Source organism: Parabacteroides vesiculifaciens (assembly GCF_049860805.1).
GTDB lineage: Bacteria > Bacteroidota > Bacteroidia > Bacteroidales > Tannerellaceae > Parabacteroides.
In genome coordinates this window covers 1,984,497-2,010,828 of record NZ_CP187555.1, presented here as the reverse complement: position 1 = coordinate 2,010,828, position 26,332 = coordinate 1,984,497, and the positions used below count along the sequence as shown (strand labels likewise).

Genomic DNA, 26,332 nt, shown 5'->3' with positions numbered 1-26,332 from the left:
AATGAAACTCAAGTTCCCTCGGCAGGAAACTCAAGTTCCCTCGGCAGGAAACTCAAGTTCCCTCGGCAGGAAACTCAAGTTCCCTCGGCAGGAAACTCAAGTTCCCTCGGCAGGAAACTCAAGTTCCCTCGGCAGGAAACTCAAGTTCCCTCGGCAGGAAACTCAAGTTCCCTCGGCAAGAATCTATTTTCTTATTCGTATGAAAAATAAAATTGAACGTATATGAATACAAATGACAATGCTTTTTATCAGGAAGCGGCCGGTTACCTGTCGTCCCGTATTACCGGTAATCCGGAAACCGCTATTATCTTAGGCAGTGGCCTGGGTTCCCTTGCCGACCAGATTGAAGACGCCGTGGTTATTCTCTATAGTGAGATCCCGCATTTTATGCATTCGACGGCCGCAGGACATAAAGGTAACTTCATCTGCGGCAGGCTGGGAGGAAAACAGGTGCTTGCCATGCAGGGACGTTTCCATTATTATGAGGGTTACACGATGCAGCAGGTGACATTCCCAATCCGGGTGATGAAGCTGTTGGGTGTTAAGAACCTGTTGGTTTCCAATGCCGCAGGCGGTATCAATACGAGTTTCAAAGTCGGTGACCTGATGATTATACGCGATCATATCAATATGATGCCTAATCCGTTGATCGGCCCGAATGACGAACGGCTCGGAACCCGCTTCCCGGATATGACACGCGCGTATGACCGGGAGTTTATCGGGCTTGTTGAAGAAATTGCCGCATCCCGCGGGATCTCGTTGAAGAAAGGCGTGTATGTCGGACTTACGGGTCCTTCATTTGAAACGCCGGCTGAGTATGCTTTCTACGGAAGGGTAGGAGGCGATGCAATCGGAATGAGTACGGTCCCTGAGGTAATCGTGGCCCGTCATGCCGGCCTGCGCGTATTCGGCATGTCTGTGATTACGAATGAAGGCTATCATTTTGCCGACGATTTTGTGAACGACGGAGCCGATGTGATTGTGGCTGCCAATAAGGCGGCTGCGGTCATGACCGTACTCTTCCGGGAATTGGTTGCCAAGATATAAATGTATTACCTTTGCTGATATGAAAACATTTGTAATAGTAGGATGCGGACGGCTTGCCGGAATAGTTTCGGAAGCTGTCGTCAGAGGATTATTGCCTGAGTATGAACTGGTGGGAGCCTATTCGCGTACGGCTGTCAAAGCAGAACGTATTGCCCGCCAGATGGAAAAGATCGGAAAACGTTGCGCCGTATGTACTACGGCGGATGAAGTGCTGGCCTTGAAGCCCGATATACTGGTGGAGACGGCTTCTCCGGCCGCTCTCCGTGAGTTTGCCATTCCGGCCCTGAAGAACGGAACTTCCATCGTTACCCTTTCGATCGGTGCGTTGGCCGACGACTCGTTCTACCAAGAAGTATGCGAAACGGCTAAAGAGAACGGGACGCGTATCTACATCGCTTCGGGAGCTACCGGAGGTTTCGACGTCTTGCGCACGGCTGCCTTGATGGGTAACGCAACAGCCCGTTTCTTCAACGAGAAGGGACCTGACGCTTTGAAAGGGACTCCGGTTTATGAAGATGCTCTGCAAAACGAACAGAAAGTGGTGTTTACGGGCAATGCCGTGGAAGCCATCCGCCTGTTCCCTACGAAAGTGAACGTCACGGTGGCCGCCTCACGTGCATCCGTCGGTCCGGAAGCCATGCAGGTGACCATACAGTCGACTCCCGGATTTAAGGGAGACACCCAGAAGGTCGAGATCAGGAACGATCAGGTGCATGCCGTCGTGGATGTGTATAGCGCTACTGCGGAGATCGCAGGATGGTCGGTCGTGAACACCCTGCTGAATATTGTCTCACCCATTGTATTCTGAAAGATTGGCCAGCACTTTTTCGCTCAGGCGGTCGAACGCCTGACGGGTGCGGCCTGTCGAGGTCTGTACGCATCGTACATGCGGATGCTCCAAAAGATGGGCGCCGCCCAAAGCGCCGACGGTATCACAGAAACAAAGGTTATTGCCCGATAACCAGTTGACGAACGGAGCTTCGTCCCAGGCAGGAGACAATCCTGTGTTGAATAGTATCTTTTTATCACCTAACATTTGAAATTCGGCTTCGTGCAGCAGGACGGTATTTTTGTTCAGGCAACAGAATACGGCCTCGCTCTGCGTGAGTAATTCGTCCAGAGGCCGGAAACGATATCCCTTCTCGCGTGCCCATTCCTTTTCACTACGGGCAAAATAAGATATTTCCGCACCGAAGAACCGTAGCGCATCGGCGATCATGCCGCCCGACTTGCCCAAACCGATAATACCTGCTTTTAGCCCGGTGATTTCGCGTACGTCGCCATCCCAGGCCGGTCCGCTAAACCCGTGCAGGCAACGAACCAGTTCGCTAATGACATACTCGACTACCCCTTCGTCGCCATAATCCCGGATGCCTGTGACCGTGATACCGTGCCGGTTTGCATAATTGATGTCCACGTTGGCGCTCTCTGGTGAATAAAGCGAACAGCACATACCGATATATTTGATATTGGGGCATCTTTCCATCACTCCGCGGCCGATGCTCGAAGTGTAGCTCAGCAGAACCGCGTCAGCATCGCCGATACGATGGACGATCTCTTCGTCATCCGCTGGAATATCGGGGTATAACACTACTTCATTTGCAAACGTGTGCAATGCTTTCTCTGCCGAAGGAATCAAACTGACCGGCTCTATCGCAACTATTTTAGTAAACATGGCTATTAATTCTTTTTTGAAAATATGAAGAAACAAAGATACGTTTTTTTGTAAAGTTTCTATCTTTGTATTCAATTCAATCAATGTAATAAAATAAACTTATTTCTACCCATGAAGAATTCCAGAAGAGACTTCCTGAAGAAGGGAGCATTGGCAGGGTTCGGTGCCCTGATGATCCCAGAGATCGCAAAAGCAGCCGTAAAAGAAAATACATCTGTACATGCTCCGAAGATTAATCTGAAGAAAGATTGTGTGATCCTGTTCCAGGGAGATTCCATCACGGATTGCGGCCGTGACAAGAATAGCAACCGTTGTAATACAATGGAACAGTTTGGTAGCGGCTACGTCCTTTTTACCGCTACGCAGTTGTTGGAGAGGAAAGCGGCTTTGCAGCCTAAGATTTATAATCGCGGTATCAGCGGTAATAAAGTCTATCAGCTTCGTGATCGTTGGGAGCTCGACTGTCTTGCTTTTCAGCCGGATGTTCTGAGTATCCTGATCGGTGTGAACGATTACTGGCATACGCTGACACATAATTACAAAGGAACAGTCGAGACGTATGAAAACGATCTGCGTGCCCTGTTGAAATATACGAAAGAAAAGCTTCCGAATACACAGATTGTCTTATGCGAACCTTTCACCTTGCGCGATGGAGCGGCTATAGAAGACTCCAAATGGTATCCGATGTTCGACGAATTCCGTAAGTCCGCCCGTAAGTTGTCGGAGGAATTTAATACCGTATTCGTACCTTTCCAGTCGGGCTTCGATGCGGCAGTGAAGTTGGCTCCGGCACGTTATTGGTCGAACGACGGTGTGCATCCCGATTTACCCGGTCGTCAGTTGATGGCTAACATGTGGATGGAAGCGACTGGATTAAAATAAGATATGATTTTGAGCGGGTGCGGACTGTAAAAATAGTGCAAAAAAAGTGCAGTCAGGTTTTGGAAAATAAAAAAATACCTCTATCTTTGCACCCGTTATCGCGGAAGTAGCTCAGTTGGTAGAGCATAACCTTGCCAAGGTTAGGGTCGCGGGTTCGAGTCCCGTCTTCCGCTCCACTCGGTAACAGGGGCGGTATGAGGCCGCTTTTTTAATGTACTGAAGAAAGGCCCAGGTGGCGGAATTGGTAGACGCGCACGTTTCAGGTGCGTGTGTCGAGAGGCATGCAGGTTCGAGTCCTGTTCTGGGCACCTTTTCTCGCGCAGGTGGTGGAATTGGTAGACACGCTACTTTGAGGGGGTAGTGCCGGTTACGGCGTGTGAGTTCAAGTCTCATCCTGCGTACACAGATAGTCCATATAGTTAGTTTCTAAGCTAATTATATGGACTATTTTGTTTTATTTTTCATAATACAATAATACGATAGGATTCCCATTGTTATCAATAGTATATTTTGTTTTTATGAATTAATTGTACTCAAAGCGAAGAAGATTTGTAGTTGTTCCTTTATAGGGTACATTTCTGCATCCGGCCAGTTTAAAACCTAATTTATCCATCATAGAGATTTCTTTTTCATTAAAGTCGTAGACTTGTCCGAAAATACCATGATTGGGATAAATTTTAATAATGTGTTCTATCAGGGTTTTGATCGCACCTTTTGCCAGCCCATTATTACGATAGGGTTCAGCAATCCATAAGCAACCTAATTCAATCATTGGATCGCCATTATCTATAAAAGATATGCCTCCTTTAATTGTCTTTTCCTGCGTTATTGCAAAATCTTGGGGCACAGCTTTTGATCTGCATCTCTTGACAAATTCAATAAAATCCGCGATGGTGCGTGGGTACTCAGGGCGTAAGTTTTGATCGATATCAGCCGATTTTATCCCTGTAACAAATTCATCAGCATCTGATGTCTGCCAAATCCTCATAATGGCTTTCTGCTTTTTTATTATAAGATTTTCCATGATAAAAAATAATAAGGTTAATATGATAAATTAGATTGTCAATGATGTGAAAGGTTTATTCACTCGGGTGGTTTTATTTTTCTTTTTTACGCTGTTATTTCTGGGTTTAAGATTTGATTTAATAGTCTTATAACATTCTTGTTATTTATATAATACAAAAAAGTGTGCCAAAACTCCGTATTAACCGGGGTTTGGCACACTCTTATTACGCAAATGAAGATTAAGCTTTCGTCGTTTCTTTCCAGATGCGGATCATGTAAAAGGCCAGATGTGTGAAAGCGAAAACGAAAGATATAATCAACAGGATTTTGCTTTCTTCCCAACCGACGGTTTGCTGATGCCAGAGCCCTGTAATCACGCAGAGGATGGCGAGGACGATCCCGATCATATTCAGGGCCAATTGTCCGTGGCGGTTGGCATGATTATATTCCAGTTTGCTGTGCTTGATGCCATAGCAGGCATAGATGTCCAACCCGATCAGCATCCATAGCACTAAACGGATCCAGGTGTCGGCAGGCAGGAAAAGCATCATGCACAGGCAAGTGATAATCCCGGCTACCGGAACGAACGGTACTAGCGGAGTCTTGAAAGCACGGGGTACATCCGGCATTGTTTTTCGGACCATCAGTACGCCGGCACAAACCAACGTAAAGGCGAAAAGCGTACCGATACTGGTCATTTCGCCAGCCAGACGTGCAGGAACGAAAGCTGCCAGCAAACCAACAAGCACCATAAACAACAGGTTACTGCGTGCCGGCGTCCTGAACTTCTCATTGATATGCGAAAAGAACGGAGGCAATAACCCGTCGTGGCTCATACTAAGGAAAACGCGGCTTTGCCCTAACAGCGTCACCATGATGACCGAGCAGTATCCGAACAAGATCGCGAGCACGATCGCTTTATTCATCCAGGGATAAGCCGGGTGAAGCACACCTGAAGCATCTACTTCTCCCATATGTTCGATCGCGATCGCCACGGGAGCGATACCTTGTTGACCGCCAAATTCGGAATAGTGGGCTACACCTGTCATAACGTGGGCGAACAACATATATAATACGGTACAAACAAGCAGTGAGACAAGGATCCCGATCGGCATATCCCTTTTCGGATTTTTGGCTTCTTGGGCAGCCGTGCTGACCGCATCGAAACCTAAGAAAGCGAAAAACACGATAGCTGCTCCACGTAAGACTCCCGACAATCCATATTCACCCAGCGTGCCTGTGTTTGACGGAATATAAGGCGTGTAATTATCCGTATTAATATATTTCCATCCCAAGAAAATGAAAATCAGAACGACCGACACTTTCAGAAAGACGATGATCCCGTTGAAAATGGAACTTCCTTCCGTCCCCCGGACCAGGAAAAGGCTCATCAGGACAACGATTAGAAATGCCGGGATATTGACAATACCGCCGTCCCAGGGACAGGCCGTAAGGGCTGTCGGCAGATTAATCCCGAGTCCTTCCAGGAAGACGACGAGATAACGACTCCAACTGATGCTGACCGTTGTCGCGGCAACCGTATATTCCAGAACCAAGTCCCAGCCGATAATCCAGGCAACCAGTTCGCCCATCGTAGCGTATGAATAGGTATAAGCACTTCCCGCAACCGGGATCATCGAAGCGAACTCCGCGTAACAAAGTCCGGCGAAACAGCATCCGATAGCCGCAATAGCAAATGATAGCGTAATGGCCGGCCCTGTATATCCGGCGGCCACTGTCCCGGTTATGGAAAACAGACCGGCACCGATAATGACGCCCACGCCGAGAGCGACCAGGCTCCACGGTCCCAATACCCGTTTTAATGTTTTACTTCCTGATAGATTGGCTTCGGCCTGCAAGGCCTCCAAAGGCTTTTTAATGAATAATCCCATCGTTTATTTGTGCATATTTATAAATTGGGCACAAAGGTAGGGATTGCTCGGGTGATCTACAAATGTTAACTGTGGATGGGCAACCGTCTCCATATAAAGCCGGGAATCAGTTCCCAGAAGAATACCAAAAGGGTATATTTCCAGTCGATTACGGCATGGCGTTTTTTACGTCCGATCGCTTTTACTATTTTTCGGGCTACATATTCCGGAGACATCAGCATCGGATATGTGTCGTTTTTCAACAGATCGGTTTTCACAAATCCAGGGCGGATATCCGTAAATACGATCGGGAGCTTTTCCATGTGTGCCAGTTGGTCGAGTGCCTCGATATACGTATTCTGGTAGCGTTTGGTTGCGGAATAGGAGGGAGCAGCTCCCAAGCCTTTTGTCCCGGCTATGGAACTGATCACGGCCAATTGCCCGCCGCCCTGCTTTTTGAAATAGTCGTATGCGGTAGTCACCATCCTTGTAAATCCGACCGTATTCGTCTGGACGGTAGCCAATTCGATCTCGGGGTCCAGCATTCGGTTCTGGCTGCCGATGCCAGAGCTAAGCAAAAAGATGTCCATTCCGCCGACCTTGTCGATCAGTTCCGTCATTTTTTTAGGCGCATCCAGGCTGGTTACATCCAATTGCGCCGTTTCAATCCGGTCAGGTGCTTCCGAGCGGATTTTTTCAAGCAGTTCCGTTCGCCGTCCGGCAATCCCGATTCGCCATCCCAGTTTACAATATAGTAGTGTAATCTCGTATCCGATACCGGAAGTGGCACCTATGATGATGATTCTTTTAGCTGATACCATAAATTATATATGAAGTGTTACAAACTTCACAAACTTAGACAAAAATATTAAATACCTCATAAGTGATTAGGGCAACCGCACCAAATCCAGCAGTAACAATTTTTTATTTCTATGGAGAGAAAAACCCGTTTTTGTCCCGAATAATTCTTTCTTAAGTGCCTGCTAATTCTGTAATCGGTGCCAGTGATTATATAATCAGTGGTTGTGATTATATAATTGCTGGCACTGATTTTATAATCACTGGCACTGATTACAGAATTGATAGGCACTCCGATATTTTTTATGCCTATGTAGATAAGTTTTCTTGTAGCGGGGATAGATTATTCCTTATATTATGTAGTCCATAAGATCGTATTGCTTAAAAATGAATTTGGTGCGGTCGCCCTGATAAGTGATCAGACTACCTTCAATCCTGCTTGCAATGTGCGCATTTCTTTGGGAACGGACTTTTTTATGCTTTCGATCAGGATACTTGCGACCGAGTGCCGGATGAAATCTTTACGGGTTACCCAAACGATTTCACGGGCCGGTTTGGGGATGGCAAACGGACGTACCAGTTCTTTTTGCTGTTCGCTTAACTGGTAGGTGGCCAGTTCCGGAATGAAGGTGACGCCGTTGCCGCTCTCTACCATACGCATAAAAGTTTCCAAACTTCCCAGGCGGTAAGCAGCCTGACGGAGTTTAACCTTCTCCATCTGGCAGAAACGCATCAACTGATCGCGGAAACAATGTCCTTCATCCAATAACCAGAGACGTTCGTCGCTGATATCGGCGGAACGGACCATGTCTTTTTTAAAGACACTTTCGTTGCGGGCTACATAAGCATAAAACTGTTCGTAATATAAAATGTCTCCCTGCAACTGCATCTCTGTCGGTTGGTTCGCGATGATGGCGGCGTCTATTTCTCCGTTCAGGAGGGCTTTCATAGTCGGAGCCGTTTGCATTTCGAGGATGCGGATATCCAGATCGGGGTGTTTCTCCGATACTTGCTGGAAGAAGCGGGGGAGCAGATAAGGTGCGATCGTCGGTAGCACAGCGAGGCGGAACGTCCCTTTCAAAGATTGCTCTTCCTCGTTCACGATATCTTTAATAAGAGAAGTCTGGTAAAGTACGACACGCGCTTGGTCGATCACCTTACGGCCGGCAGGGGTAGGGCAGACCGGCTGGATGTTACGGTCGAAAAGTTTCACCCCTAATTCATCTTCCAATTTCTGGATCATCATGCTTAATGTGGGTTGGGTCACACGGCAATGTTCTGCTGCTTTGGCAAAATGGCGGTAGGTATCTACGGCCAGGATGTATTCGAGTTGTTGTATATTCATATGCTTTGTTTGTGTTACGGACTCTATAGTGATAATTTCTACGAAGGTAGAAAAAAAACATGGAATATAATAATTTTTATAATTAAGTTGTGCCTGAAAGGAAGGTGATAAGTGGTGGAAAAATATTTGTGTAAAAAAGACATTTTATTGTCTAAATACTTTTATAAGTCTGAGAAATAGATTTTCTTTGTACTTGTTAACTGATATATTACCATACAATAATAAAGTCTATGCAGCAAAAGTTAATGTTAGCCATCGGAGTCACAGTTGTCCTTTGTGCCTGTCATTCTAATTCGTACCATTCCGACGAACTAATAGTCGAAGTGCCTTTTACCGGAGTACATCTGACCGATCATTTCTGGGCTCCCCGCATCGAGGTGAACCGGACTGTCTCTATCCCTTCCGCTTTCAGGCAGTGTGAAATAAACGGCCGTTTCGATAATTTCGCGTTGGCCGGAGGATTGATTAAGGGTGAGCATAAGGGGGATTTCCCGTTTGACGATACTGATCCCTATAAGATAATCGAGGGAGCCTCCTACTCGCTTGCCGTCAAATACGATCCGAAGCTGGATGCTTATCTGGACAGTGTCATTACGCTGATCGGAGCTGCGCAGGAGCCGGATGGTTATCTGACTACCTGCGTGACGAACAAATGTGAACGGTTGAACCGCTGGTGGGGAACCCACCGTTGGGAGAAGCTGAACAGCCATGAGCTTTATAACAGCGGCCATTTATACGAGGCGGCTGTCGCTCACTACCAGGCAACGGGTAAACGGAACCTGCTCGATGTCGCAATCAAAAATGCCGATCTGGTTTGCAAAGACTTTGGTCCGGGCGAAGGACAGAAGCATGTCCCTTCCGGCCACCCGATCATCGAGATGGGGCTGGCCAAGATGTACAAGGTTACCGGAGACCGGAAATACCTGGATATGGCCAAATATTTTGTGGAAGAAACCGGACGCGGGACGGACGGCCATCGGTTGAATGCCTATAGCCAGGACCATAAGCCGATTCTGGATCAGGAGGAAATTGTCGGGCATGCCGTCCGGGCGGGGTATTTGTATTCAGGTGTGGCGGATGTCGCTGCCTTGACGAAAGACACGGCTTATTTCAATGCGCTCTGCCGGATATGGGATAATATGGCGACAAAGAAACTGTATATCACGGGAGGAATCGGTTCGCGTGCTCAGGGAGAAGGCTTCGGCCCGGAATATGAGTTGCATAACCATAGCGCCTACTGCGAGACGTGCGCTTCCATTGCCAATGTGTATTGGAACCAGCGAATGTTCCTGGCAACGGGAGATGCTAAATATATAGATGTATTGGAACGGGCCTTGTATAATGGCGTAATCTCGGGCGTTTCGCTGAGCGGCGACAAGTTTTTCTATGACAATCCGCTCGAATCGATGGGACAGCACGAACGCGCCCCTTGGTTCGGCTGTGCCTGTTGCCCGGGTAATGTCACCCGTTTCATGGCTTCCATTCCTAAATATATGTATGCGACACAAGGGAATAATATCTATGTCAATTTATATGCCGGCAGTAGCAGCAAGGTCGTTTTGCCCAATGATACGGTAGCTTTGGTCCAGGAGACTGAATATCCCTGGGACGGCATTGTCAAACTGACAGTCTCGCCGCAGAAATCTACCTCTTTTAATCTGAAACTCCGTATTCCTGCCTGGACCAGCGACGAGCCTGTTCCAGGTAGCGACTTGTATGCGTTTACTAAAAGAGACCGGAAACCGTGTGCTATTTTTATTAACGGAAAGCCTTTGAAGGAGAAAGCCCATCATGGATATGTCGTGATTGAACGGGAATGGAAGCCGGGAGATATCGTCGAACTCCGTATACCGATGGAAGTACGCCGGGTTAAGGCACACGAGAAAGTGCGTGCTGACGAAGGATTGCTGGCTGTCGAACGCGGGCCGGTGATGTATTGCCTCGAAGGTGTCGATATGCCTGACCGGCATGTGTTCAACAAATTCTTACCGGAAGATGCTGCTTTCACCTGCCAATATGAGAAGGATAAGTTGAATGGAATTATTGAATTGTCGACAGTCGCCAAGGAATTGGATTGTGATAAGGAAAGCGGTTCTGTTTCAGAAAAAGAAGTTCCCGTCAAGCTGATACCTTATTCAACCTGGAATAATCGTGGCAACGCCGAGATGGCTGTCTGGATTCCGGCTTCGGCTGCTTATGCCAAACCGACTCCCGAACCGAGCATCGCTTCCCGGGCACAATCATTTACGGTCGTAAGCGCCCCGATCCAGAAAGACGGAATTGCACATGAACGTCGCGAATGGTGTTATGGCGTGAACGACCAGTGGGACCCGAAAAGCTCGGACGATATGTCGAAACCTTATTGGTACTTCTGGTTGAAGGAGGGAACACAGGAATCGATCGAATATGTGTTCGACAAACCGGAAACCGTACGCAATGTTCAAGTCTATTGGCTCGACTTTGACCATTATGACGGTAACTACCGTGTCCCGGCCAGTTGGAAAGTCCAGTATCGGATCGGCAACAGTTGGAAGGATGTGGCAGCACAAGGCGAGTATGGTTGCAAGAAGGATTGCTATAATTCTGTCGATTTCACTCCTGTCGAAACTACCGGATTGAAGTTAGTTATCCAGTTACAGAAAGGCGAGTCGGGCGGAGTAATCGAATGGAAAGTGAATTGATCCATACTCTGAAAAGATAATCGGTAACATAATCTTGAATAAAAATGAAACGAATCGTATTGATAGCACTTGCCGGTATAAGTTTGGCGGGCAGTGCGCAGACACATGATGGCGGCTATCCGATCACTCCTGTCCCTTTTACTTCCGTTAAGGTAACGGATAATTTCTGGGGGCAGAGATTGAGGGCAAGCCGTGAAGTTACCATCCCGCTCGCCTTTAGCAAATGCGAGGAAACGGGACGCTATGAGAACTTCGTGAAAGCGGCTCATCCGAGTAGCGAGAATAAGGTGGAGGGATATTCATTCGACGATACGGATGTATATAAGACGATCGAAGGGGCAAGCTATTCCATGCAAACCTATCCCGATAAGCGGCTGGACCGTTACATCGACAGCGTCCTGACAATCGTGGCTTCGGCACAGGAAGCGGATGGCTATTTATACACGGCCCGCACCATGAATCCGCAGCATCCGCACGAATGGGCGGGAAGTAGCCGCTGGGAAAAGGTGGAAGACCTGAGCCATGAGTTTTACAACCTCGGACACATGGTAGAAGGTGCTGTCGCCCACTATCAGGCAACGGGGAAAAGGTCGTTTCTGGATATTGCGATCCGGTATGCCGACTGTGTGGAAAAGGCGATAGGCGACAAGCCGGGACAGCTTGTCCGCGTGCCCGGGCATCAGATTGCCGAGATGGCGCTTTGTAAGCTCTACTTGGCGACAGGGCGGAAGAAGTACCTCGACCTGGCTAAGTTTTTCTTAGATAAACGTGGTTATACGGAACGCCGGGATGCCTATAGCCAGGCACATAAACCGGTGCTGGAACAGGATGAAGCTGTCGGACATGCCGTACGGGCCGCTTATATGTATTCCGGAATGGCAGACGTTGCTGCCTTGACGGGCGATACAGGTTACATCCACGCCATCGACCGTATCTGGGATAACGTGGTGACGAAGAAATTGTATATCACGGGAGGTATCGGCGCTACCAACAACGGGGAGGCTTTCGGTGAAAACTATGAGTTGCCCAATATGTCGGCCTATTGTGAAACTTGCGCCGCCATCGGGAATGTGTATTGGAATTACCGCCTGTTCCTCTTGCATGGCGAATCCAAATATTATGATGTGTTGGAACGTACCTTATATAACGGGTTGATTTCGGGCGTATCGCTGGATGGCGGCGGCTTCTTTTATCCCAATCCGCTGGAGTCCGTCGGGCAGCATCAGCGCCGGCCGTGGTTCGGATGTGCCTGTTGCCCGTCCAATATCTGCCGTTTCATTCCCTCGTTGCCGGGTTATGTATATGCCGTGCACGACAAAGACGTGTATGTCAATCTTTTTATGAGTAACACATCCGAATTGAATGTGGGCGGAAAGCATTTGAAGCTGGCCCAAACGACCGGATATCCCTGGAACGGCGACATCCGGCTGGAAGTGACGCCTAAAGGCAAACAGGATTTCACCCTGAAGATCCGTGTGCCGGGTTGGGTGAAAGGCGAAGTTGCGCCGAGTAACTTGTATGCATTCTCCGACCGCAAACAATTGGGCTATTCCGTAAAGGTGAACGGCGAACCTGTGGAGAGTGATTTGGACAAAGGCTATTTCTCAGTCTCCCGCCAATGGAAAAAAGGGGATGTCGTAGAGGTGCATTTCGATATGGAACCGCGTACGGTCAAAGCCAATACGAAGGTCGTGGCAGACCGGGGACGAGTCGCTGTGGAGCGGGGACCGGTGGTTTATTGTGCCGAGTGGCCGGACAATGACTTCAGCGTCCTTAGCGTCTTGATGAACCAGAAACCCGAGTTTACGGTCGAGCACAAACCGGACCTCCTGTATGGCATCGATGAAATCAAGACGACGGCGCAAGCATTGAGCTATGATGAAAACGGCCGTCTGGCTGCCAAGGATGTAACGCTTACCCTGATCCCCTATTATGCATGGGCCCATCGTGGCGCCGGCGAAATGGCGGTCTGGTTGCCCCAGGACATGAGCGCTACGCGTCCGAGTCTGCCTCCGACGATTGCATCTACTTCCAGGATTACCGCATCCCATTCGTCCAAATCGATTACAGCTATCAACGACCGTTTGGTGCCGGAAGATGAAAACGACCGGACGATGCCCTATTTCCATTGGTGGCCGGAAGAAGGCACGACGGAGTGGATCGTTTATGAGTTCGAAAAGCCTCAAACAGTTTCCGCCAGTACGGTCTACTGGTATGACGATGCGCCTTGGGGCGGTTGCCGTGTGCCGGCAAGTTGGAAGCTGCATTACCGGGATTCGGGAGGAAGTTGGAAGCCTGTCACGAACCGTACGGCCTACGGAGTCGAAAAAGGAAATGGCAACACCGTCACTTTCGCACCTGTCACGACAAATGCCTTAAAACTGGAAGTCGTGCAACCCGAAAAGAATTCTTCCGGTCTTTTTGAGTGGTCTGTCGAATGAGCTTCCAATAATAGGGAGCCGATCGAATACTTATAGAAAACATCTATGTATGTATAGAAATTATCTGTTTGACAAGCACTTATATCTGATGTATCTTTGCAGTACAAGAAAAACGAAAAGTATAACAATTAAAAAGTAAAGCAGTATGAAGACATTAGATTATATCCATTTGGATGCAGTAGCAGCAGGTAAAGTAGTTGAAGCATTACAACAGTTATTAGCCGATTATCAGGTATTCTATACAAACCTCCGTGGTTTCCATTGGAACATTAAAGGACACGGTTTCTTCGTCCTTCACAGCAAATTCGAAGATATGTATAATGATGCCGCCGAGAAGGTAGACGAACTGGCTGAACGTATCCTGATGCTGGGTGGCGTTCCGGTTAACAAATTCAGTGAATATCTGAAAGTCGCCAAAGTAAAGGAGGTTTCAGGCGTATCTTGTGCAGACGAAGCCTTGGAGAACGTTCTGAACACCTACGGACAGTTTATCGCTGAAGAACGTAAACTGCTTTCTCTGGCTTCCGAGTCCGGAGACGAGGCAACGGTAGCGCTGATGAGCGATTACCTGAAAGAACAGGAAAAATTGGTTTGGATGTTAGTGGCTTACTCTTCTTGCGACTGCAAGAAATAATAAGTGTGTAAGTAATTAATAATTTATTCGTTGCGTTTGGAAAGAGGCACTCTGTGAAGGGTGCCTTTTTTTGCTGAACGGCTATCGTGGAGAAACTTTCCTGCTGGCGGGAAACACTTCATTTATTTTTTGTGTTTATATTTGATATGTTATTGGCTGGCATCAAAAGAATTTATGACTTATGAATAATCTATCGGAAAAACAGTTTAGTCTTATGCAACCTCTTATTCGTGAAGAAATGCGTATACCGGATATTGCCGGTATGGATGATCTGATCTCTTTAATGGAGCGGTCTGTGAACAATGAAGAGAGTTTCCATCTCGATCTGCTTTTGGCATCATTGGCGCGTATGCATACGTCGGTGAAGTTGGCAGATGCCGTCCGCATGGCGCCTGCCTTTGAACGGGCCTGTCTGTTCATGAAAGGCCATGCGGAAGGGACGGAAGCGGCCGGAGATCTGGATATCTTTGTAGCTGCTTTTCTTATCGAATACGCCCAACTGCTTTTACCTGAGTTTACTGGGCATGACCGGGGGTTGAACGACCTTTTGGTCCATATTCTTTTTAAACATGAAGGGCTGAAGGATAAGAAAGTGCAAGTTGCCTCCCGGGATTATAAAAGCTATTGGGAACTTGTCAAGCTTGCCCTCAAAAAGATTAAGGAAAAAGATACTTTGCCCCTATTATCGACGCCTACACACCGTCCGGCCTGGATCGATCCTGCCGTCCTTGTTTCACGCATAGAGAAGTATCAGAAGCATAACCGCAAACCGGAGCATATGGATTTTCAGATAGCCGTCTCCCGTGTGGCGCTCGACCGGGCGGACGAGGCGATTCCTTTGATTAAGGAAAAGCTGACTGGGGAATATCGTGAGCTGCTCCTTTTCCTGTTTACTCCCGGAGCGCTTCCCAAGAAGCCTTTTACGTTTCAGTCCGTGTGGATGACTGCCGGTCTGGTGAAGAGCCCGGATACCGTCTATGAAGAGTTTGCTGATTTTCCGTATTCGGCCGTGAACCGTGCTTATCTGACGGGCAATATCACTTGCGATGTGTTCGTCTTCGAAAAGCCTTTTGGCAAGTTCGACCGCATTTTGCAATTGATTCCGCCTGCAAGCCGTAACGTGGCGATACAGAAACGTTTCGGCGGCTATGCTTTGTATATGACCTATCGCTCTCCTTCCCGTATTCCGCTTTTGGTGGAGACGTTCTGGAATATGTCTTTACGTGAAAGGGATTTGAAGCGGCTCATGTTGCTTACTCCCAATGCTCCCCAGGTGTTGCTGGCCGTATTGATACGGGACCGTTTCCGCGATGCGTACTGGAATGATATGGAACTGAGCCGTCTTAATATGGCGGCACTCGAAACACTGTCTGATTTGGACTACCGTTGGGGCGAAATGTCGAAGACGTATCTTGCTCTTTGCCTGTTGAGTATCGACAAGACGGTCCGTTCTTATGCCGCGGAGCTCTGGGCCGGCCTGGTAAAGAAAGGGAAGATGGACAGTGTGGCCGTCGGGCGGGTTTTAGGCGAAGTAGAAACCTTTGAGTGGTCGCCGGTCCAACGGTTTGTGAGCCTTGTAACAGACGAAATGATGAATATTTCCCCCTTGCATAATAAGGAACTTGAACGGATGTTCGTCTCTTTTCTGACTCACTTGCCGAAAAACCCGGTGAAGGACTTGAAGAGATTGCTCGAAGCCTTTGTCGAACTGCTGGCTGTAAACCAGTCGAGAGTAAGAGATAAATCATTGCTTTCCCTGCTTAAGAAATGGCGAAAAAATATGAAGCTGACAGAGATAGTGGAAAAATGCCTCGATTTGGAATGATGTATAGTATGATGTAGTAAAAGGTTTGTGGTGGAATCTTGTCGGAATATTGAATGATGTTGCATTCACAAGAGTAATCCTTCCGGTTCCCATTTGTCCGGAGCGTCCGGATCGTCCGAATCGTCGCATCCGAACCCTATCGCCATGCCGAATAGCAGCAAGGCGATTTTGAAGAATGATTGTAAAACAGTTGTTTTCATAAGATTTGAAATGTATGTGGATAAAGAAAAATTATTGTGTGAAGGAGTGGTAAGTTCCGTCTCGCCTGAACGGTGGCCATCGTCTCGCCTGAACGGTGCCCGTCGTCTTGCCTGAACGGTGGCCATCGTTTCGCCTGAACGATGGCCATCGTCTCGACGAGACGGAAAATGTGGAATTATAATTCTCCCGGACGTTCTTCTTCTCCGCCACCGCCGCTATTGGGTACTTCACCGATGTAAAGCGGTGTGTAGATCAGCGTGCGAGGGGACTTCAATAAGGTGGAAGTGTTGCTGTAATACGTCTCGACCTCCAGCCGGTACGTCCCTTCGGCGAGGTTTGCCGGAACAACGAGTATGATGCGTTTCGGTTCGTTGATCGAAGTCGAAGTGATCGTAGCCGCCACTGCCTCCGTTTCGGCATTGACGAACTTGATGCTCCCGATGCCCGACCCGTCCGCGTTGAGGCTGCGGATCTTCGTGCCCGTGATGTCGATCGTGTTGCCCGGTGTCATGAATCCGTCCGTGCGTCCGGTGGCCGAGTCGGTCACCAAGCCGATGCGCGCGCCGCCCGAATCGAGCACGTTGCCGGAGAATACAGGCTGTACCCTTTCCAGTTCCTTGCGGAACGCAGCCGAGGGGTTGATGTTCACGTACGCTTTGTGCTTGGCAGGGTCTACCGTGCCGCTTGTCCCGACGAACGAACCTGGCAATGCCGGAGCGTAGAGTGCCGAGCCGGTGTTGACGGTGTTGCCCTGGCAGACCAGGTCGATGATCTTCTTGTCATACAAGGTGATAATACTGATTACCGTTTCGCGGTTATTGGCCGTCTCCTTCACGATGTCGTCGGCGAGATTTTCGACCGTCTTCGGGAGGAGGGTTTTTACTGTAGCGGTGTAGTCGTTTGTCACGTCTTTTGTCAGAAGGTTTTCGGCGAGATCGAAGAACCATTTGTAATTTTTAGTAGCCATGATAATTTGTTTATGTTTTCAGGGCAAACTTACTCTTTTTAACCAGATAAATGCCCTGAAAAACAATGCTTTTATTATGTTATGCAGCATACCGCAGTCATCCGTGGGATAAAAATTCGTTCCGGTGACGGGGTCATGGGCTAATCATCTTTTATAAATGCTTACATTTGCAGGAAATATAAAAACGATATTGATGCAGATGGAAGATAAGATCGTATTACCGGCAGAGTGGCATCCGCAAAGTGCCGTCCAGTTGACGTGGCCGCATGAAGGGACGGATTGGGCGCCTATATTGGACGAGGTGCTCCCTTGTTTCGCGTCGATCGCCAAAGAGGTGGTCAAATGGGAGAAGTTGTTGATTGTCTGTCCCGACGAACAGGAAGTTCGCAGGCAATTGGGCGAAGTGGATTACAGCCGGATCATTTTCCGCGAGATGGCAACGAATGATACCTGGGCACGCGATCACGGCGGCATTACGGTATTCGACCAGGGAGAACCGGTCGTGTATGACTTCGTGTTCAATGGCTGGGGGATGAAGTTTGCGGCGAACTTGGATAACCTGATTACGCGCCGACTGTCGGCACAGGGAACATTTGCCGAAGGCGTCCCGGTTATCAATATGCAGCCGTTCGTATTGGAAGGCGGCAGCATCGAATCGGATGGCAAGGGGACGTTGCTGACGACCGTCGAATGCCTCTCGTCCCTGAACCGGAACGAATATCTGCAAAAGGAAGAACTGGAAGCCTACCTGAAAGAGATCTTTGGCTTCGAACGCATCTTATGGCTGGAAAACGGCTATCTGGCCGGTGATGATACGGATAGCCATATCGATACGTTGGCACGGTTCTGTAGCGAAGATACGATTGCGTATGTGCAGTGTACGGATGAGTCGGATGAACATTTCGATGAGCTGCAGGCGATGGAACAGGAGTTGCAGGCTTTCAGGCAGGCTGACGGCAAACCTTACCGGCTGATCGCACTGCCGATGGCGGACCCGGTGATATGGAACGGCGAACGTCTTCCGGCTACTTATGCCAATTTTTTGATTATCAACGGAGCTGTGTTGCTTCCTTATTATAACTCTCCGAAGGACGAACTGGCGAAGGATGCTTTGCAACAGGCTTTCCCGGATCGCGAGATTGTAGGGATCGATTGCTTGCCGTTGATTAAACAACATGGTTCGCTGCATTGCGTGACGATGCAGTACCCGGAGGGAGTTATTAGTTGAAAGTTGAGAGTTGAAAATTGAAAGTTATGATGGAAGATATATTAAAGGTTGGATTGGTGCAGCAGGCGAATACGGGAGACCGGGCTGCTAATATTGAGAAACTGAAACAAAATATCCGGGCTTGCGCTTTGCAAGGGGCGGAGTTGGTCGTTTTGCAGGAGTTGCATAACGGGCTTTATTTTTGCCAGACGGAAGATACCGGTGTCTTCGACCAGGCGGAACCGGTTCCGGGACCTTCTACAGAGGTATTCGGGGCGTTGGCGAAGGAGTTGGGCGTCGTGCTGGTTCTTTCTTTGTTTGAGAAACGGGCCCCCGGTTTATATCATAATACGGCTGTCGTGATTGAGAAAGACGGTACGATTGCCGGGAAATACCGTAAGATGCATATCCCGGATGATCCGGCTTATTATGAGAAGTTCTATTTTACACCCGGTGATCTCGGATTCGAGCCGATCCGGACTTCGGTCGGTAAATTGGGCGTATTGGTTTGCTGGGACCAGTGGTATCCCGAAGCAGCCCGCCTGATGGCGATGAAAGGGGCGGAGTTGTTGATTTATCCGACAGCCATCGGTTGGGAAAGCAGTGACACGGAGGATGAGAAACAACGCCAATTGGGTGCTTGGGTGACTGTTCAGCGGGGACATGCCGTAGCCAACGGACTTCCGGTCGTTACGGTAAACCGGGTAGGGCATGAGGCTGACCCGTCCGGACAGACGAAGGGCATCCGGTTTTGGGGAAACAGTTTCGCCTGCGGTCCGCAGGGTGAGTTATTGGCCGAACTCTCCAACAGTGATGAAGAAATACGAATTGTGGAGATCGATAAGGCGCGTAGCGAGAATGTCCGCCGTTGGTGGCCTTTCTTCCGGGATCGCCGTATCGATGCCTTTGGAGGCTTGACCGAACGTTTTCTGATATGAGATTCTATAACCGTATAGAGGCCGTCTGCCGTATGAACCGATTGGGTGCGGAAAGGCGGCCTTTCTTGTTTGTAATCGATTACAAGCAAGACCGGGTGATTGTGGAAGAACCGGACAAGGTCGACCCCGGGGAGTTGCTTTACAACCTGGAGGGGGTGACGAATGCCGCGGCTGCAAGTCGTATGAAGACTCCGGAGAATCGGAGTTCTGCAATCCGGTGGGAGACATTCCCAGTGACACAGGAGGACTATGCCGGCTCGTTTCATAAAGTTGTCGGGCATATCCGGGCCGGAAACTCTTACTTGGTCAATCTGACTTGTGCCACTCCTGTCCGGACCAATCTCGATTTGAAAGAAGTTTTTGTCCGTTCGGAAGCCCGGTATAAGCTCTGGATGAAAGACCGTTTTGTCGTTTTCTCTCCTGAGATATTCGTGAAGATACGGGATGGACATATCTATTCCTATCCGATGAAGGGCACGATCGATGCCACGCTCGCGGATGCCCGCAGGCGGATATTGGACGATCCGAAGGAAACGGCCGAGCACGCTACGATTGTCGACCTGATCCGCAATGACCTGAGTATGGTGGCGACTGAGGTGACGGTGACCCGTTACCGGTACATAGATGAGTTGCCGACACATAAAGGTGCTTTGTTGCAGGTCAGTTCGGAGATCCGGGGGCGCCTTGCAGGGAACTGGCAGGCAGAGACAGGGGAATTGCTTTTCCGTCTCCTTCCGGCAGGTTCTATCACTGGTGCGCCTAAAAAGAAGACAATGGAGATTATAGCGGAAGCCGAGACATACGAAAGGGGGTTCTATACGGGTGTCATGGGCTATTTTGACGGGAACAGCCTGAACAGTGCCGTCATGATCCGCTTCTTAGAACAACAGGCCGATGGCTCTTTAATCTTTAAGAGTGGAGGAGGCATCACCTCCCAAAGTGATTTGGAAAGCGAATATAACGAAATGAAACAGAAAGTCTATGTCCCCATTTATTGAAACGATCCGGATCGAGAACGGGCGGATTTATAACTTGCCCTATCATAACCGGCGCATGAATGAGACACGCCGGGACGTGTTGCACCAAACCGGTTCCCTTGATTTGGATGAATGCATCCGCCCCGGAAACTACCGGGAACGGACAAAGTGCCGGGTTGAATATGATAAAGATATCTTGAAAGTGGAATATGCCGCCTATCATATCCGTCCGGTATCTTCTTTGCGGCTGGTCACCGGAGACGAAGCCGCTTACCGTTATAAAAGTACGGACCGGAGCGTGTTGAACCGTTTGTTTGCGTTGCGCGAAGCGGAAGACGACGTGCTGATCGTCCGGGGAGGGCTGTTGACCGACACCTCTATTTGCAACCTTGCGCTCTGGAACGGGCAGCAATGGGTTACCCCTTCCGTACCGTTGCTGGCAGGAACGAAAAGGGCCTCTTTGCTGGATCAGGGAAAGATTGTTACAGGTGATATCCGTCCGGAGGATTTGCCGGGCTATTCCCGTATCAGGTTGTTCAATGCGATGATCGAGTTTGGAGAAATCGATCTTTCGGTAGACAAGATCGTACTTTGACTCAGATAGTCCTTGTCGTTGGCATAGATATAGAGCAGGGTTCCGTTCTTAATGGTGTTGATGATCGGTTTGGCAAGCGGCTGGGGCAGGGCGGGGCAACCGAAACTTCTTCCTAAGCGGCCTGCCGATGCTGCGACAGACGGGCTGCAATAATTGGCCCCGTGCACCACGATCGCCCGTTCTTTTGCCCGGTCGTTAATGCCTTTTTCCAAGCCGTTCAGGATTAAGGAATAGCCGTTTTTACCCTGATAGGTGTTCTCCGTAACGAAAAATCCCAAGGAACTTTTGTATGAATTGACTTTGTTGGAGAAAGAAGTGGCGTAATTCCCTCCGCTGTTTTTCCCGTGCGAGACGAGAGATGAGAACAGGAGTTTCTTGTGCCGGATATCCAGGACGTAAAGGCGTTCTTCCGTGGATGGCTTCGTGAAGTCGATCAGGGTAATGATATCTTTATTACGTCGTTCGACCGCCTGTGCTCCGGTTATCGCTTGCTCGAAGGCTGTATAGTTCACCACATTATCTAATTGCATGTCTGTATAGAGCTGCCGGCATAACGAAGGCATAGCCGCCACCGGTTCAGCCGGGAGTAAAGGGGATGAACTTCGGGTTGCCGTATAATTGGCAGGAAGAAATAATAAGACCGAATATAAACAGATGCGCAATAACATAAGATTGAATAATGTCGCACAAAGATAAGACTTTTAATCAAAAACGAAAACAATAGTCTCATTTACAGGTGCCCAATCATAAACGAACTTGGCGTGCGAGGTCGCATTCCGGACGCACATATGGGAGCGTGGAGTCGTTCCAAGCGTCGGACTGTATTCGATCAGTGACTTGCGCGGTGCGTTTACCGGGACCCCGTGGATATAACCTCCGTTGGTGAACCGGCTTGCATAGGGAGCGAACCCGCCTGTCTCTTTGCTGCCGTCGACTAAGTAAATCATCCTTGCCTTCTTTTCCTGGACGACAAATATGCCTAAAGGCGTTTCCTGTGCGTATGGAGGGCGGTGTTGCCCTGTTGTTGCCGGATTCATGCTTCTGACAAGCCATCTGGAACCCACATGTTCGAGCGTCGCGATATTCTGGTTGGTGACATCGACGAATATGGCCTTGTCGAATGTGACGCTATCGGCTATCGGCTTGACATATTTTCCGGGAACCAGCCATTCCCCGTTTGTATAGATCGTTTGGATGCGGAAAAGGCGGTTACTGTCGTCCAGTAATTTCACAAGAGCCCCGTCGCGGCCATAGCGTTCGGCCGTCAGCGTATCTTCCGGCAGATATAGCGGGACAGACTGGTAACGTTCGATACCTAAGGTGTCGGAAACCCGCTTGTAAGCATCGCGATGGAAATTCCGGACCAACGGGGCTTCCCCATTCTTGTTCCTGTAGTTTTGAAAGATCGCATAACGGGTCGGCTTTTGCTGGATCGAATCGAGCAAGCGGAGGCCGGCACGGATCTTATCCCATTGGAATTCCCGTGTCGTATCTTTATACGGATAGGTATCGGCCAGCGTATGCTGGTCGTAAAGTAACTCTTTCTCTATAACGATTTCAATAGGAGGAGGGACCGCCTCTGTTTCCGGCTCCGGCGCTGTTCCGGCAACCGGAGTGTCTTGTTCGAGGGAAACGGATTCCTCTGGCTCTCCCGACTTTGTCGTACAGAAACTTAGCGTGGAAAGGCAAAGCAATAAGAGTATGGGAACTGTCTTCATTGTATCTGTCGTTCTATTCATGATGTAAATATAAACAAAAGAATAGAATGATTGTTTGTTTTTCTTTTTCATTCCTTTTTGGGTAAGCGAAGGACGAAGCGGATCAAAGCGACGAATACCTTCCCGTATTTGTCTAACTTGAGCTGTCCGACTCCCCGTATTTCGCTAAACTCGTCGAGTGTGACTGGTTTCTTCTGGACCATATCTTCGAGGGCGTCATCTGAAAAGATGATATGAGCCGGGGTATGTTCGCGTTCGGAAATCTGTTTGCGGAGTTGTTGCAGGGAGTCGAGCAGCGTTTCTTCCACGGAGGAGGATTCGATCGGGCGGATCGGACGGTATTTGTAGCCGCCTTTCTTGGTCGGCAGGGCAAAATCTTTTGTCTTTTGGTAAATGGTCATGAGCGCCTGCTGTTCACCGAAAAGGACTTTGCGTCCTAACGGGGTTACTTTCAGGTGGCCGGCCGACATATAATCGATCTCGATATAACCGAGTTGGAGCATCTGGTATAGATATTCTTTCCACTCTTTATAGCTGAGGTCTTTGCCTACGCCATAGGTTTTGAGTTTGTCGTATCCTTTTTCCGTCAGCTCGTCCTTTTCCAAGCCCCGCAGTATGTCGATCAGGAGATGCATATTGGCTGTTTGCCCGGTGCGGTAAATCCCGCTTAGCGCTTTCTGCACTAATATACTGCCGTCGAAACGCTGGGGCGGATTCTTGCATACGTCGCAGTTGCCGCAATCTTTATCCGTTTCTTCCCCGAAATAGCTTAGGAGGATACGCCGCCGGCAGATATCCGCTTCACAATACCGGCGCATCCGGTTGAGTTTCTGCAGGCTGGTATCTTTCTGCCCGCTCATCTCCGCAAAGCGGCGGAGTAGCAGGATGTCTCCCACGGAATAGAAAAGGAGCGTATCGCTTTTCAGGCCGTCCCGTCCGGCGCGGCCTATTTCCTGGTAATAGTTCTCGATGCTTGCCGGCATATTGTAATGGACGACCCAGCGGACATTGCTTTTGTCTATCCCCATCCCGAACGCGACTGTTGCGCACACCACATGGACACGGTCGTTGATGAAGTCTTCCTGTGCCTTATTGCGCTTTTCGGGGCTGAGTCCGGCATGATAGGCGGTCGCCCGGATGCTGTATTCTGACAGCTCTTCAACCAAAGATTCCGTACTGTTGCGGCTCATGCAGTAGATGATGCCGCTTTGCCGGTGATGCCGGTTGATGAAATGGACGATCGCGGCAATCTTTTCCTTCTTGCTCAGTCCGCGGCGGATGGTGAGTGACAGGTTCGGACGGTCGAAAGACGAGATGAATGTTTTCGGATCGTGCAGTTTCAATTGGTTCACAATATCCGTCCGGGTGATTTTGTCAGCCGTTGCCGTCAGGGCGACAATCGGCACTTTCGGGAAATTCTCTTTCAGAACGGACAACTGGGTGTATTCGGGACGGAAATCATGTCCCCAATGCGAGATGCAATGCGCCTCGTCGATAGCGATCAACGAAATGTCGATACGGGGCAGGAGCCAATACAACTCGCTCATGATCCCTTCAGGGGAGATATAAAGCAGTTTCACTTTCCCCTGTATGCAGAGTTGCCGTACCCGGTGGCGCTCTTCCTCCGGCATCATACTGTTGAGTGTGGTTGCCGGTATGCCATTGGCGATCAGTCCTTCGACCTGGTCTTTCATCAAAGCGATCAGGGGGGATACTACGACGGCCGTTCCCGGCATATAGATCGCCGGAAGCTGGAAGCAGATCGATTTGCCGCCACCCGTAGGCATCAGGACCAGCGAATCTTCTTTCTGTAGGATGCGTTGTATGATTTCGGCCTGTAAAGGGCGGAATGAGGTGTATCCGAAGAACCGTTTGAGTAGTAACAATAACTCTTTCATGAGAATCAAAAAAGAACTGAGTGTTTTTTAAGTACGCAAATATAAGAAATAATCTTTCCTTCTCTACAAGAAAACTTATCTACATGAATAAAAAAACATCAGAATGCTTACAAATTTTGTAATCAGTGGTTGTGATTATAAAATCAGTGCCAGCGATTATAAAATCACAACCACTGATTATATAATCACTGACGCCGATTACAGAATTTGTAGGCACTTAAAAAAGAATTATTCAGGACAAAAAAGGTTTTTCTTTCCATAGAAATAAGAAATTGTTGCTGTTTTGGTACGGTGCCCTGAATTTTTGTGTACCTTTGTCATCATTATTTATTTAACGAGCCGCGATGGCTCATACTTATTATATGACATTTGAACAATTAGAACTGATCGAGCCGATACGTAAGGCTCTCGAAAAAGAAAAGTATACAACTCCCACTCCCATACAAGCCGAAGCCATTCCCGTAGTATTGGACGGATCCGATTTATTAGGTTGCGCACAGACCGGAACTGGCAAGACGGCAGCTTTCTCCATCCCTATCATCCAGAAGATCGAAGAGCAGCTTTTAAGCGGACGTAAGCCGGGCATTAAAGCCTTGATCTTGACTCCGACACGCGAATTGGCTATCCAGATTGGCGAAAGCTTTGCGGCATACGGGCGTTATACTCACGTAGAGCATACCGTCATTTTCGGTGGCGTAGGACAGAAGCCGCAGACGGATGCATTGGAAAGGGGCGTGGATGTACTGATTGCAACTCCCGGCCGTTTACTGGATTTGATCAATCAGGGCTTTATCCGCCTGAACACATTGGAATATTTTGTTTTGGATGAAGCAGACCGGATGCTGGATATGGGATTTATCCACGACATCAAACGCATCCTGCCTTTGTTGCCCAAAAAGCGCCAGTCACTTTTCTTCTCCGCGACGATGCCGCCGGAGATCGAACGCCTGGCCGGAACGATCCTCCATGAACCTGAAAAGGTGGAGGTGACCCCTGCCTCTTCTACTGTCGATACGATCGACCAGTCTGTCTATTTTGTAGAGAAGGCGGAAAAGATCAACCTGCTGAAGGAACTGTTGGAAGACCGCTCGCTTGAATCCGTTTTGGTTTTTACCCGAACGAAGCATGGAGCGGACAAAGTCGCCCGTGTCCTGAATAAAGCCGGCATAGGGGCTGAAGCTATTCATGGAAACAAAGGACAGAACGCCCGCCAGCGTGCCTTGGCCAGCTTTAAGGACCATTCGCTCCGAGTCCTGATCGCGACCGATATTGCCGCCCGCGGCATCGATGTCGACCATCTATCGCATGTCATCAACTATGATTTGCCGAATGTGCCTGAAACGTATGTGCACCGTATCGGCCGTACCGGTCGTGCCGGTCGTAGTGGGATCGCTCTCTCTTTCTGCGATGTGGAGGAAGTTCCGTATCTGAAAGATATCCAGAAGCTAATCGGCAAAGAAGTGCCGGTTGCCGGAGGCCATATGTTCGAGACGGCCGAAGTAAAGGAAGCGGTTGCCGAAAAGAAAAAAGCGATCCAGGAAGAATCCAAACGCCGGAATATGTTCGGTAGCAAACGGGATGGCAGTTTTTGGCGGAATAAGAAAAGAGCGGCAAGTAAATAAAACAG

The 26,332-nt window shown here is 49.0% G+C and carries 22 protein-coding genes and 3 tRNA genes; 15 read left to right on the top strand and 10 right to left on the bottom strand.

Annotated elements, in window-relative coordinates; genetic code table 11:
• Window positions 1–222: 222 nt before the first annotated feature.
• Window positions 223–1,047: a purine nucleoside phosphorylase I, inosine and guanosine-specific gene (locus ACPYIV_RS08220; protein WP_425886311.1), complete on the top strand. Its 825-nt coding sequence runs from the start codon at window positions 223–225 to the stop codon at window positions 1,045–1,047.
• A 19-nt stretch (window positions 1,048–1,066) separates the two neighbouring features.
• Window positions 1,067–1,855, top strand: a complete 789-nt coding sequence (locus ACPYIV_RS08215) for an aspartate dehydrogenase domain-containing protein (protein ID WP_425886310.1) — start codon at window positions 1,067–1,069, stop codon at window positions 1,853–1,855.
• Here the strand turns inward: ACPYIV_RS08215 and ACPYIV_RS08210 are convergent.
• Entirely contained in the window at window positions 1,838–2,722 is an 885-nt protein-coding gene (locus ACPYIV_RS08210; RefSeq protein WP_425886309.1) for an NAD(P)-dependent oxidoreductase, read from the bottom strand. The genes ACPYIV_RS08215 and ACPYIV_RS08210 overlap by 18 nt on opposite strands.
• Window positions 2,723–2,833: 111 nt before the next feature.
• Here ACPYIV_RS08210 and ACPYIV_RS08205 point away from each other — a divergent pair, with 111 nt between their 5' ends.
• From ACPYIV_RS08205 to ACPYIV_RS08190, 4 genes are all read left to right on the top strand, one after another.
• Entirely contained in the window at window positions 2,834–3,604 is a 771-nt protein-coding gene (locus ACPYIV_RS08205) for an SGNH/GDSL hydrolase family protein (protein WP_293740117.1), read from the top strand.
• Window positions 3,605–3,704: 100 nt separating this feature from the next.
• Window positions 3,705–3,780, top strand: a tRNA-Gly gene (locus ACPYIV_RS08200).
• 50 nt (window positions 3,781–3,830) lie between these two features.
• A tRNA-Leu gene (locus tag ACPYIV_RS08195) sits at window positions 3,831–3,912 on the top strand.
• A gap of 9 nt (window positions 3,913–3,921) precedes the next feature.
• A tRNA-Leu gene (locus ACPYIV_RS08190) sits at window positions 3,922–4,005 on the top strand.
• 122 nt (window positions 4,006–4,127) lie between these two features.
• Here the strand turns inward: ACPYIV_RS08190 and ACPYIV_RS08185 are convergent.
• From ACPYIV_RS08185 to ACPYIV_RS08170, 4 genes are all read right to left on the bottom strand, one after another.
• Window positions 4,128–4,628 carry a GNAT family N-acetyltransferase gene (locus ACPYIV_RS08185; RefSeq protein WP_293734959.1) on the bottom strand — a complete coding sequence of 167 codons (501 nt, stop codon included), beginning with the start codon at window positions 4,626–4,628 and terminating at the stop codon, window positions 4,128–4,130.
• 220 nt (window positions 4,629–4,848) lie between these two features.
• The gene (locus ACPYIV_RS08180; RefSeq protein WP_425886308.1) at window positions 4,849–6,501 is read right to left on the bottom strand and encodes an amino acid permease; all 1,653 of its coding nucleotides are present in this window, start codon (window positions 6,499–6,501) and stop codon (window positions 4,849–4,851) included.
• A 65-nt stretch (window positions 6,502–6,566) separates the two neighbouring features.
• Entirely contained in the window at window positions 6,567–7,301 is a 735-nt protein-coding gene (locus tag ACPYIV_RS08175) for an SDR family NAD(P)-dependent oxidoreductase (RefSeq protein WP_425886307.1), read from the bottom strand.
• Between the two features lie 395 nt (window positions 7,302–7,696).
• Window positions 7,697–8,623: a hydrogen peroxide-inducible genes activator gene (locus ACPYIV_RS08170; RefSeq protein ID WP_293733532.1), complete on the bottom strand. Its 927-nt coding sequence runs from the start codon at window positions 8,621–8,623 to the stop codon at window positions 7,697–7,699.
• 230 nt (window positions 8,624–8,853) lie between these two features.
• On the opposite strand from ACPYIV_RS08170, the gene ACPYIV_RS08165 reads away from it, so the two are divergent.
• From ACPYIV_RS08165 to ACPYIV_RS08150, 4 genes are all read left to right on the top strand, one after another.
• The gene (locus ACPYIV_RS08165; RefSeq protein ID WP_425886306.1) at window positions 8,854–11,304 is read left to right on the top strand and encodes a glycoside hydrolase family 127 protein; all 2,451 of its coding nucleotides are present in this window, start codon (window positions 8,854–8,856) and stop codon (window positions 11,302–11,304) included.
• Window positions 11,305–11,348: 44 nt separating this feature from the next.
• Window positions 11,349–13,745, top strand: coding sequence for a beta-L-arabinofuranosidase domain-containing protein (locus tag ACPYIV_RS08160; protein ID WP_425886305.1), 2,397 nt, complete (start codon window positions 11,349–11,351; stop codon window positions 13,743–13,745).
• 145 nt (window positions 13,746–13,890) lie between these two features.
• Window positions 13,891–14,379, top strand: a complete 489-nt coding sequence (locus ACPYIV_RS08155; RefSeq protein WP_008158421.1) for a Dps family protein — start codon at window positions 13,891–13,893, stop codon at window positions 14,377–14,379.
• Between the two features lie 214 nt (window positions 14,380–14,593).
• The gene (locus ACPYIV_RS08150; protein WP_425886304.1) at window positions 14,594–16,204 is read left to right on the top strand and encodes a DUF6493 family protein; all 1,611 of its coding nucleotides are present in this window, start codon (window positions 14,594–14,596) and stop codon (window positions 16,202–16,204) included.
• 65 nt (window positions 16,205–16,269) lie between these two features.
• On the opposite strand, the gene ACPYIV_RS08145 is transcribed toward ACPYIV_RS08150, so the two are convergent.
• Both ACPYIV_RS08145 and ACPYIV_RS08140 read right to left on the bottom strand, forming a co-directional pair.
• Window positions 16,270–16,404: a hypothetical protein gene (locus ACPYIV_RS08145; protein ID WP_293733536.1), complete on the bottom strand. Its 135-nt coding sequence runs from the start codon at window positions 16,402–16,404 to the stop codon at window positions 16,270–16,272.
• Between the two features lie 176 nt (window positions 16,405–16,580).
• On the bottom strand, window positions 16,581–17,372 hold the full coding sequence (locus ACPYIV_RS08140; RefSeq protein ID WP_293733537.1) for a DNA-binding domain-containing protein: 792 nt from the start codon (window positions 17,370–17,372) through the stop codon (window positions 16,581–16,583).
• Window positions 17,373–17,571: 199 nt separating this feature from the next.
• Here ACPYIV_RS08140 and ACPYIV_RS08135 point away from each other — a divergent pair, with 199 nt between their 5' ends.
• Genes ACPYIV_RS08135 through ACPYIV_RS08120 form a run of 4 tightly spaced genes read left to right on the top strand, consistent with a single transcriptional unit; the run spans window position 17,572 to window position 21,089 of the window.
• The gene (locus tag ACPYIV_RS08135; RefSeq protein WP_425886508.1) at window positions 17,572–18,600 is read left to right on the top strand and encodes an agmatine deiminase family protein; all 1,029 of its coding nucleotides are present in this window, start codon (window positions 17,572–17,574) and stop codon (window positions 18,598–18,600) included.
• 29 nt (window positions 18,601–18,629) lie between these two features.
• Window positions 18,630–19,517 (top strand): carbon-nitrogen hydrolase, encoded by an 888-nt coding sequence (locus tag ACPYIV_RS08130; RefSeq protein WP_370648532.1) that lies wholly within the window; start codon window positions 18,630–18,632, stop codon window positions 19,515–19,517.
• Complete coding sequence (locus tag ACPYIV_RS08125; protein ID WP_425886303.1) at window positions 19,514–20,515, top strand: aminodeoxychorismate synthase component I; 1,002 nt, start codon at window positions 19,514–19,516, stop codon at window positions 20,513–20,515. Before ACPYIV_RS08130 ends, ACPYIV_RS08125 begins: the two co-directional genes overlap by 4 nt.
• On the top strand, window positions 20,499–21,089 hold the full coding sequence (locus ACPYIV_RS08120) for an aminotransferase class IV family protein (RefSeq protein WP_293740125.1): 591 nt from the start codon (window positions 20,499–20,501) through the stop codon (window positions 21,087–21,089). The genes ACPYIV_RS08125 and ACPYIV_RS08120 overlap by 17 nt, the downstream gene beginning before the upstream one ends.
• On the opposite strand, the gene ACPYIV_RS08115 is transcribed toward ACPYIV_RS08120, so the two are convergent.
• Genes ACPYIV_RS08115 through recQ form a run of 3 tightly spaced genes read right to left on the bottom strand, consistent with a single transcriptional unit; the run spans window position 21,011 to window position 24,705 of the window.
• Window positions 21,011–21,757, bottom strand: coding sequence for a murein L,D-transpeptidase catalytic domain family protein (locus ACPYIV_RS08115; protein ID WP_370648531.1), 747 nt, complete (start codon window positions 21,755–21,757; stop codon window positions 21,011–21,013). The two genes, ACPYIV_RS08120 and ACPYIV_RS08115, sit on opposite strands and share 79 nt — an antisense overlap.
• 33 nt (window positions 21,758–21,790) lie before the next feature.
• Window positions 21,791–22,828, bottom strand: coding sequence for a L,D-transpeptidase (locus ACPYIV_RS08110; protein ID WP_425886302.1), 1,038 nt, complete (start codon window positions 22,826–22,828; stop codon window positions 21,791–21,793).
• Between the two features lie 47 nt (window positions 22,829–22,875).
• On the bottom strand, window positions 22,876–24,705 hold the full coding sequence (recQ, locus tag ACPYIV_RS08105; protein WP_293733541.1) for a DNA helicase RecQ: 1,830 nt from the start codon (window positions 24,703–24,705) through the stop codon (window positions 22,876–22,878).
• Between the two features lie 362 nt (window positions 24,706–25,067).
• On the opposite strand from recQ, the gene ACPYIV_RS08100 reads away from it, so the two are divergent.
• Window positions 25,068–26,327, top strand: coding sequence for a DEAD/DEAH box helicase (locus ACPYIV_RS08100; RefSeq protein ID WP_293733557.1), 1,260 nt, complete (start codon window positions 25,068–25,070; stop codon window positions 26,325–26,327).
• The last annotated feature ends 5 nt before the right edge of the window (window positions 26,328–26,332 follow it).

Excerpts from the sequence above, each read along its gene's own strand:
- ACPYIV_RS08145 (WP_293733536.1), bottom strand. The coding sequence starts at position 16,404 with ATGAAAACAACTGTTTTACAATCATTCTTCAAAATCGCCTTGCTGCTA.
- ACPYIV_RS08215 (WP_425886310.1), top strand. The coding sequence starts at position 1,067 with ATGAAAACATTTGTAATAGTAGGATGCGGACGGCTTGCCGGAATAGTT.
- ACPYIV_RS08165 (WP_425886306.1), top strand. The coding sequence starts at position 8,854 with ATGCAGCAAAAGTTAATGTTAGCCATCGGAGTCACAGTTGTCCTTTGT.
- recQ (WP_293733541.1), bottom strand. The coding sequence starts at position 24,705 with ATGAAAGAGTTATTGTTACTACTCAAACGGTTCTTCGGATACACCTCA.
- ACPYIV_RS08110 (WP_425886302.1), bottom strand. The coding sequence starts at position 22,828 with ATGAATAGAACGACAGATACAATGAAGACAGTTCCCATACTCTTATTG.
- ACPYIV_RS08130 (WP_370648532.1), top strand. The coding sequence starts at position 18,630 with ATGGAAGATATATTAAAGGTTGGATTGGTGCAGCAGGCGAATACGGGA.
- ACPYIV_RS08140 (WP_293733537.1), bottom strand. The coding sequence starts at position 17,372 with ATGGCTACTAAAAATTACAAATGGTTCTTCGATCTCGCCGAAAACCTT.
- ACPYIV_RS08150 (WP_425886304.1), top strand. The coding sequence starts at position 14,594 with ATGCAACCTCTTATTCGTGAAGAAATGCGTATACCGGATATTGCCGGT.
- ACPYIV_RS08180 (WP_425886308.1), bottom strand. The coding sequence starts at position 6,501 with ATGGGATTATTCATTAAAAAGCCTTTGGAGGCCTTGCAGGCCGAAGCC.
- ACPYIV_RS08125 (WP_425886303.1), top strand. The coding sequence starts at position 19,514 with ATGAGATTCTATAACCGTATAGAGGCCGTCTGCCGTATGAACCGATTG.
- ACPYIV_RS08205 (WP_293740117.1), top strand. The coding sequence starts at position 2,834 with ATGAAGAATTCCAGAAGAGACTTCCTGAAGAAGGGAGCATTGGCAGGG.
- ACPYIV_RS08115 (WP_370648531.1), bottom strand. The coding sequence starts at position 21,757 with ATGTTATTGCGCATCTGTTTATATTCGGTCTTATTATTTCTTCCTGCC.
- ACPYIV_RS08100 (WP_293733557.1), top strand. The coding sequence starts at position 25,068 with ATGACATTTGAACAATTAGAACTGATCGAGCCGATACGTAAGGCTCTC.
- ACPYIV_RS08135 (WP_425886508.1), top strand. The coding sequence starts at position 17,572 with ATGGAAGATAAGATCGTATTACCGGCAGAGTGGCATCCGCAAAGTGCC.
- ACPYIV_RS08220 (WP_425886311.1), top strand. The coding sequence starts at position 223 with ATGAATACAAATGACAATGCTTTTTATCAGGAAGCGGCCGGTTACCTG.
- ACPYIV_RS08170 (WP_293733532.1), bottom strand. The coding sequence starts at position 8,623 with ATGAATATACAACAACTCGAATACATCCTGGCCGTAGATACCTACCGC.
- ACPYIV_RS08160 (WP_425886305.1), top strand. The coding sequence starts at position 11,349 with ATGAAACGAATCGTATTGATAGCACTTGCCGGTATAAGTTTGGCGGGC.
- ACPYIV_RS08185 (WP_293734959.1), bottom strand. The coding sequence starts at position 4,628 with ATGGAAAATCTTATAATAAAAAAGCAGAAAGCCATTATGAGGATTTGG.
- ACPYIV_RS08155 (WP_008158421.1), top strand. The coding sequence starts at position 13,891 with ATGAAGACATTAGATTATATCCATTTGGATGCAGTAGCAGCAGGTAAA.
- ACPYIV_RS08120 (WP_293740125.1), top strand. The coding sequence starts at position 20,499 with ATGTCCCCATTTATTGAAACGATCCGGATCGAGAACGGGCGGATTTAT.
- ACPYIV_RS08210 (WP_425886309.1), bottom strand. The coding sequence starts at position 2,722 with ATGTTTACTAAAATAGTTGCGATAGAGCCGGTCAGTTTGATTCCTTCG.
- ACPYIV_RS08175 (WP_425886307.1), bottom strand. The coding sequence starts at position 7,301 with ATGGTATCAGCTAAAAGAATCATCATCATAGGTGCCACTTCCGGTATC.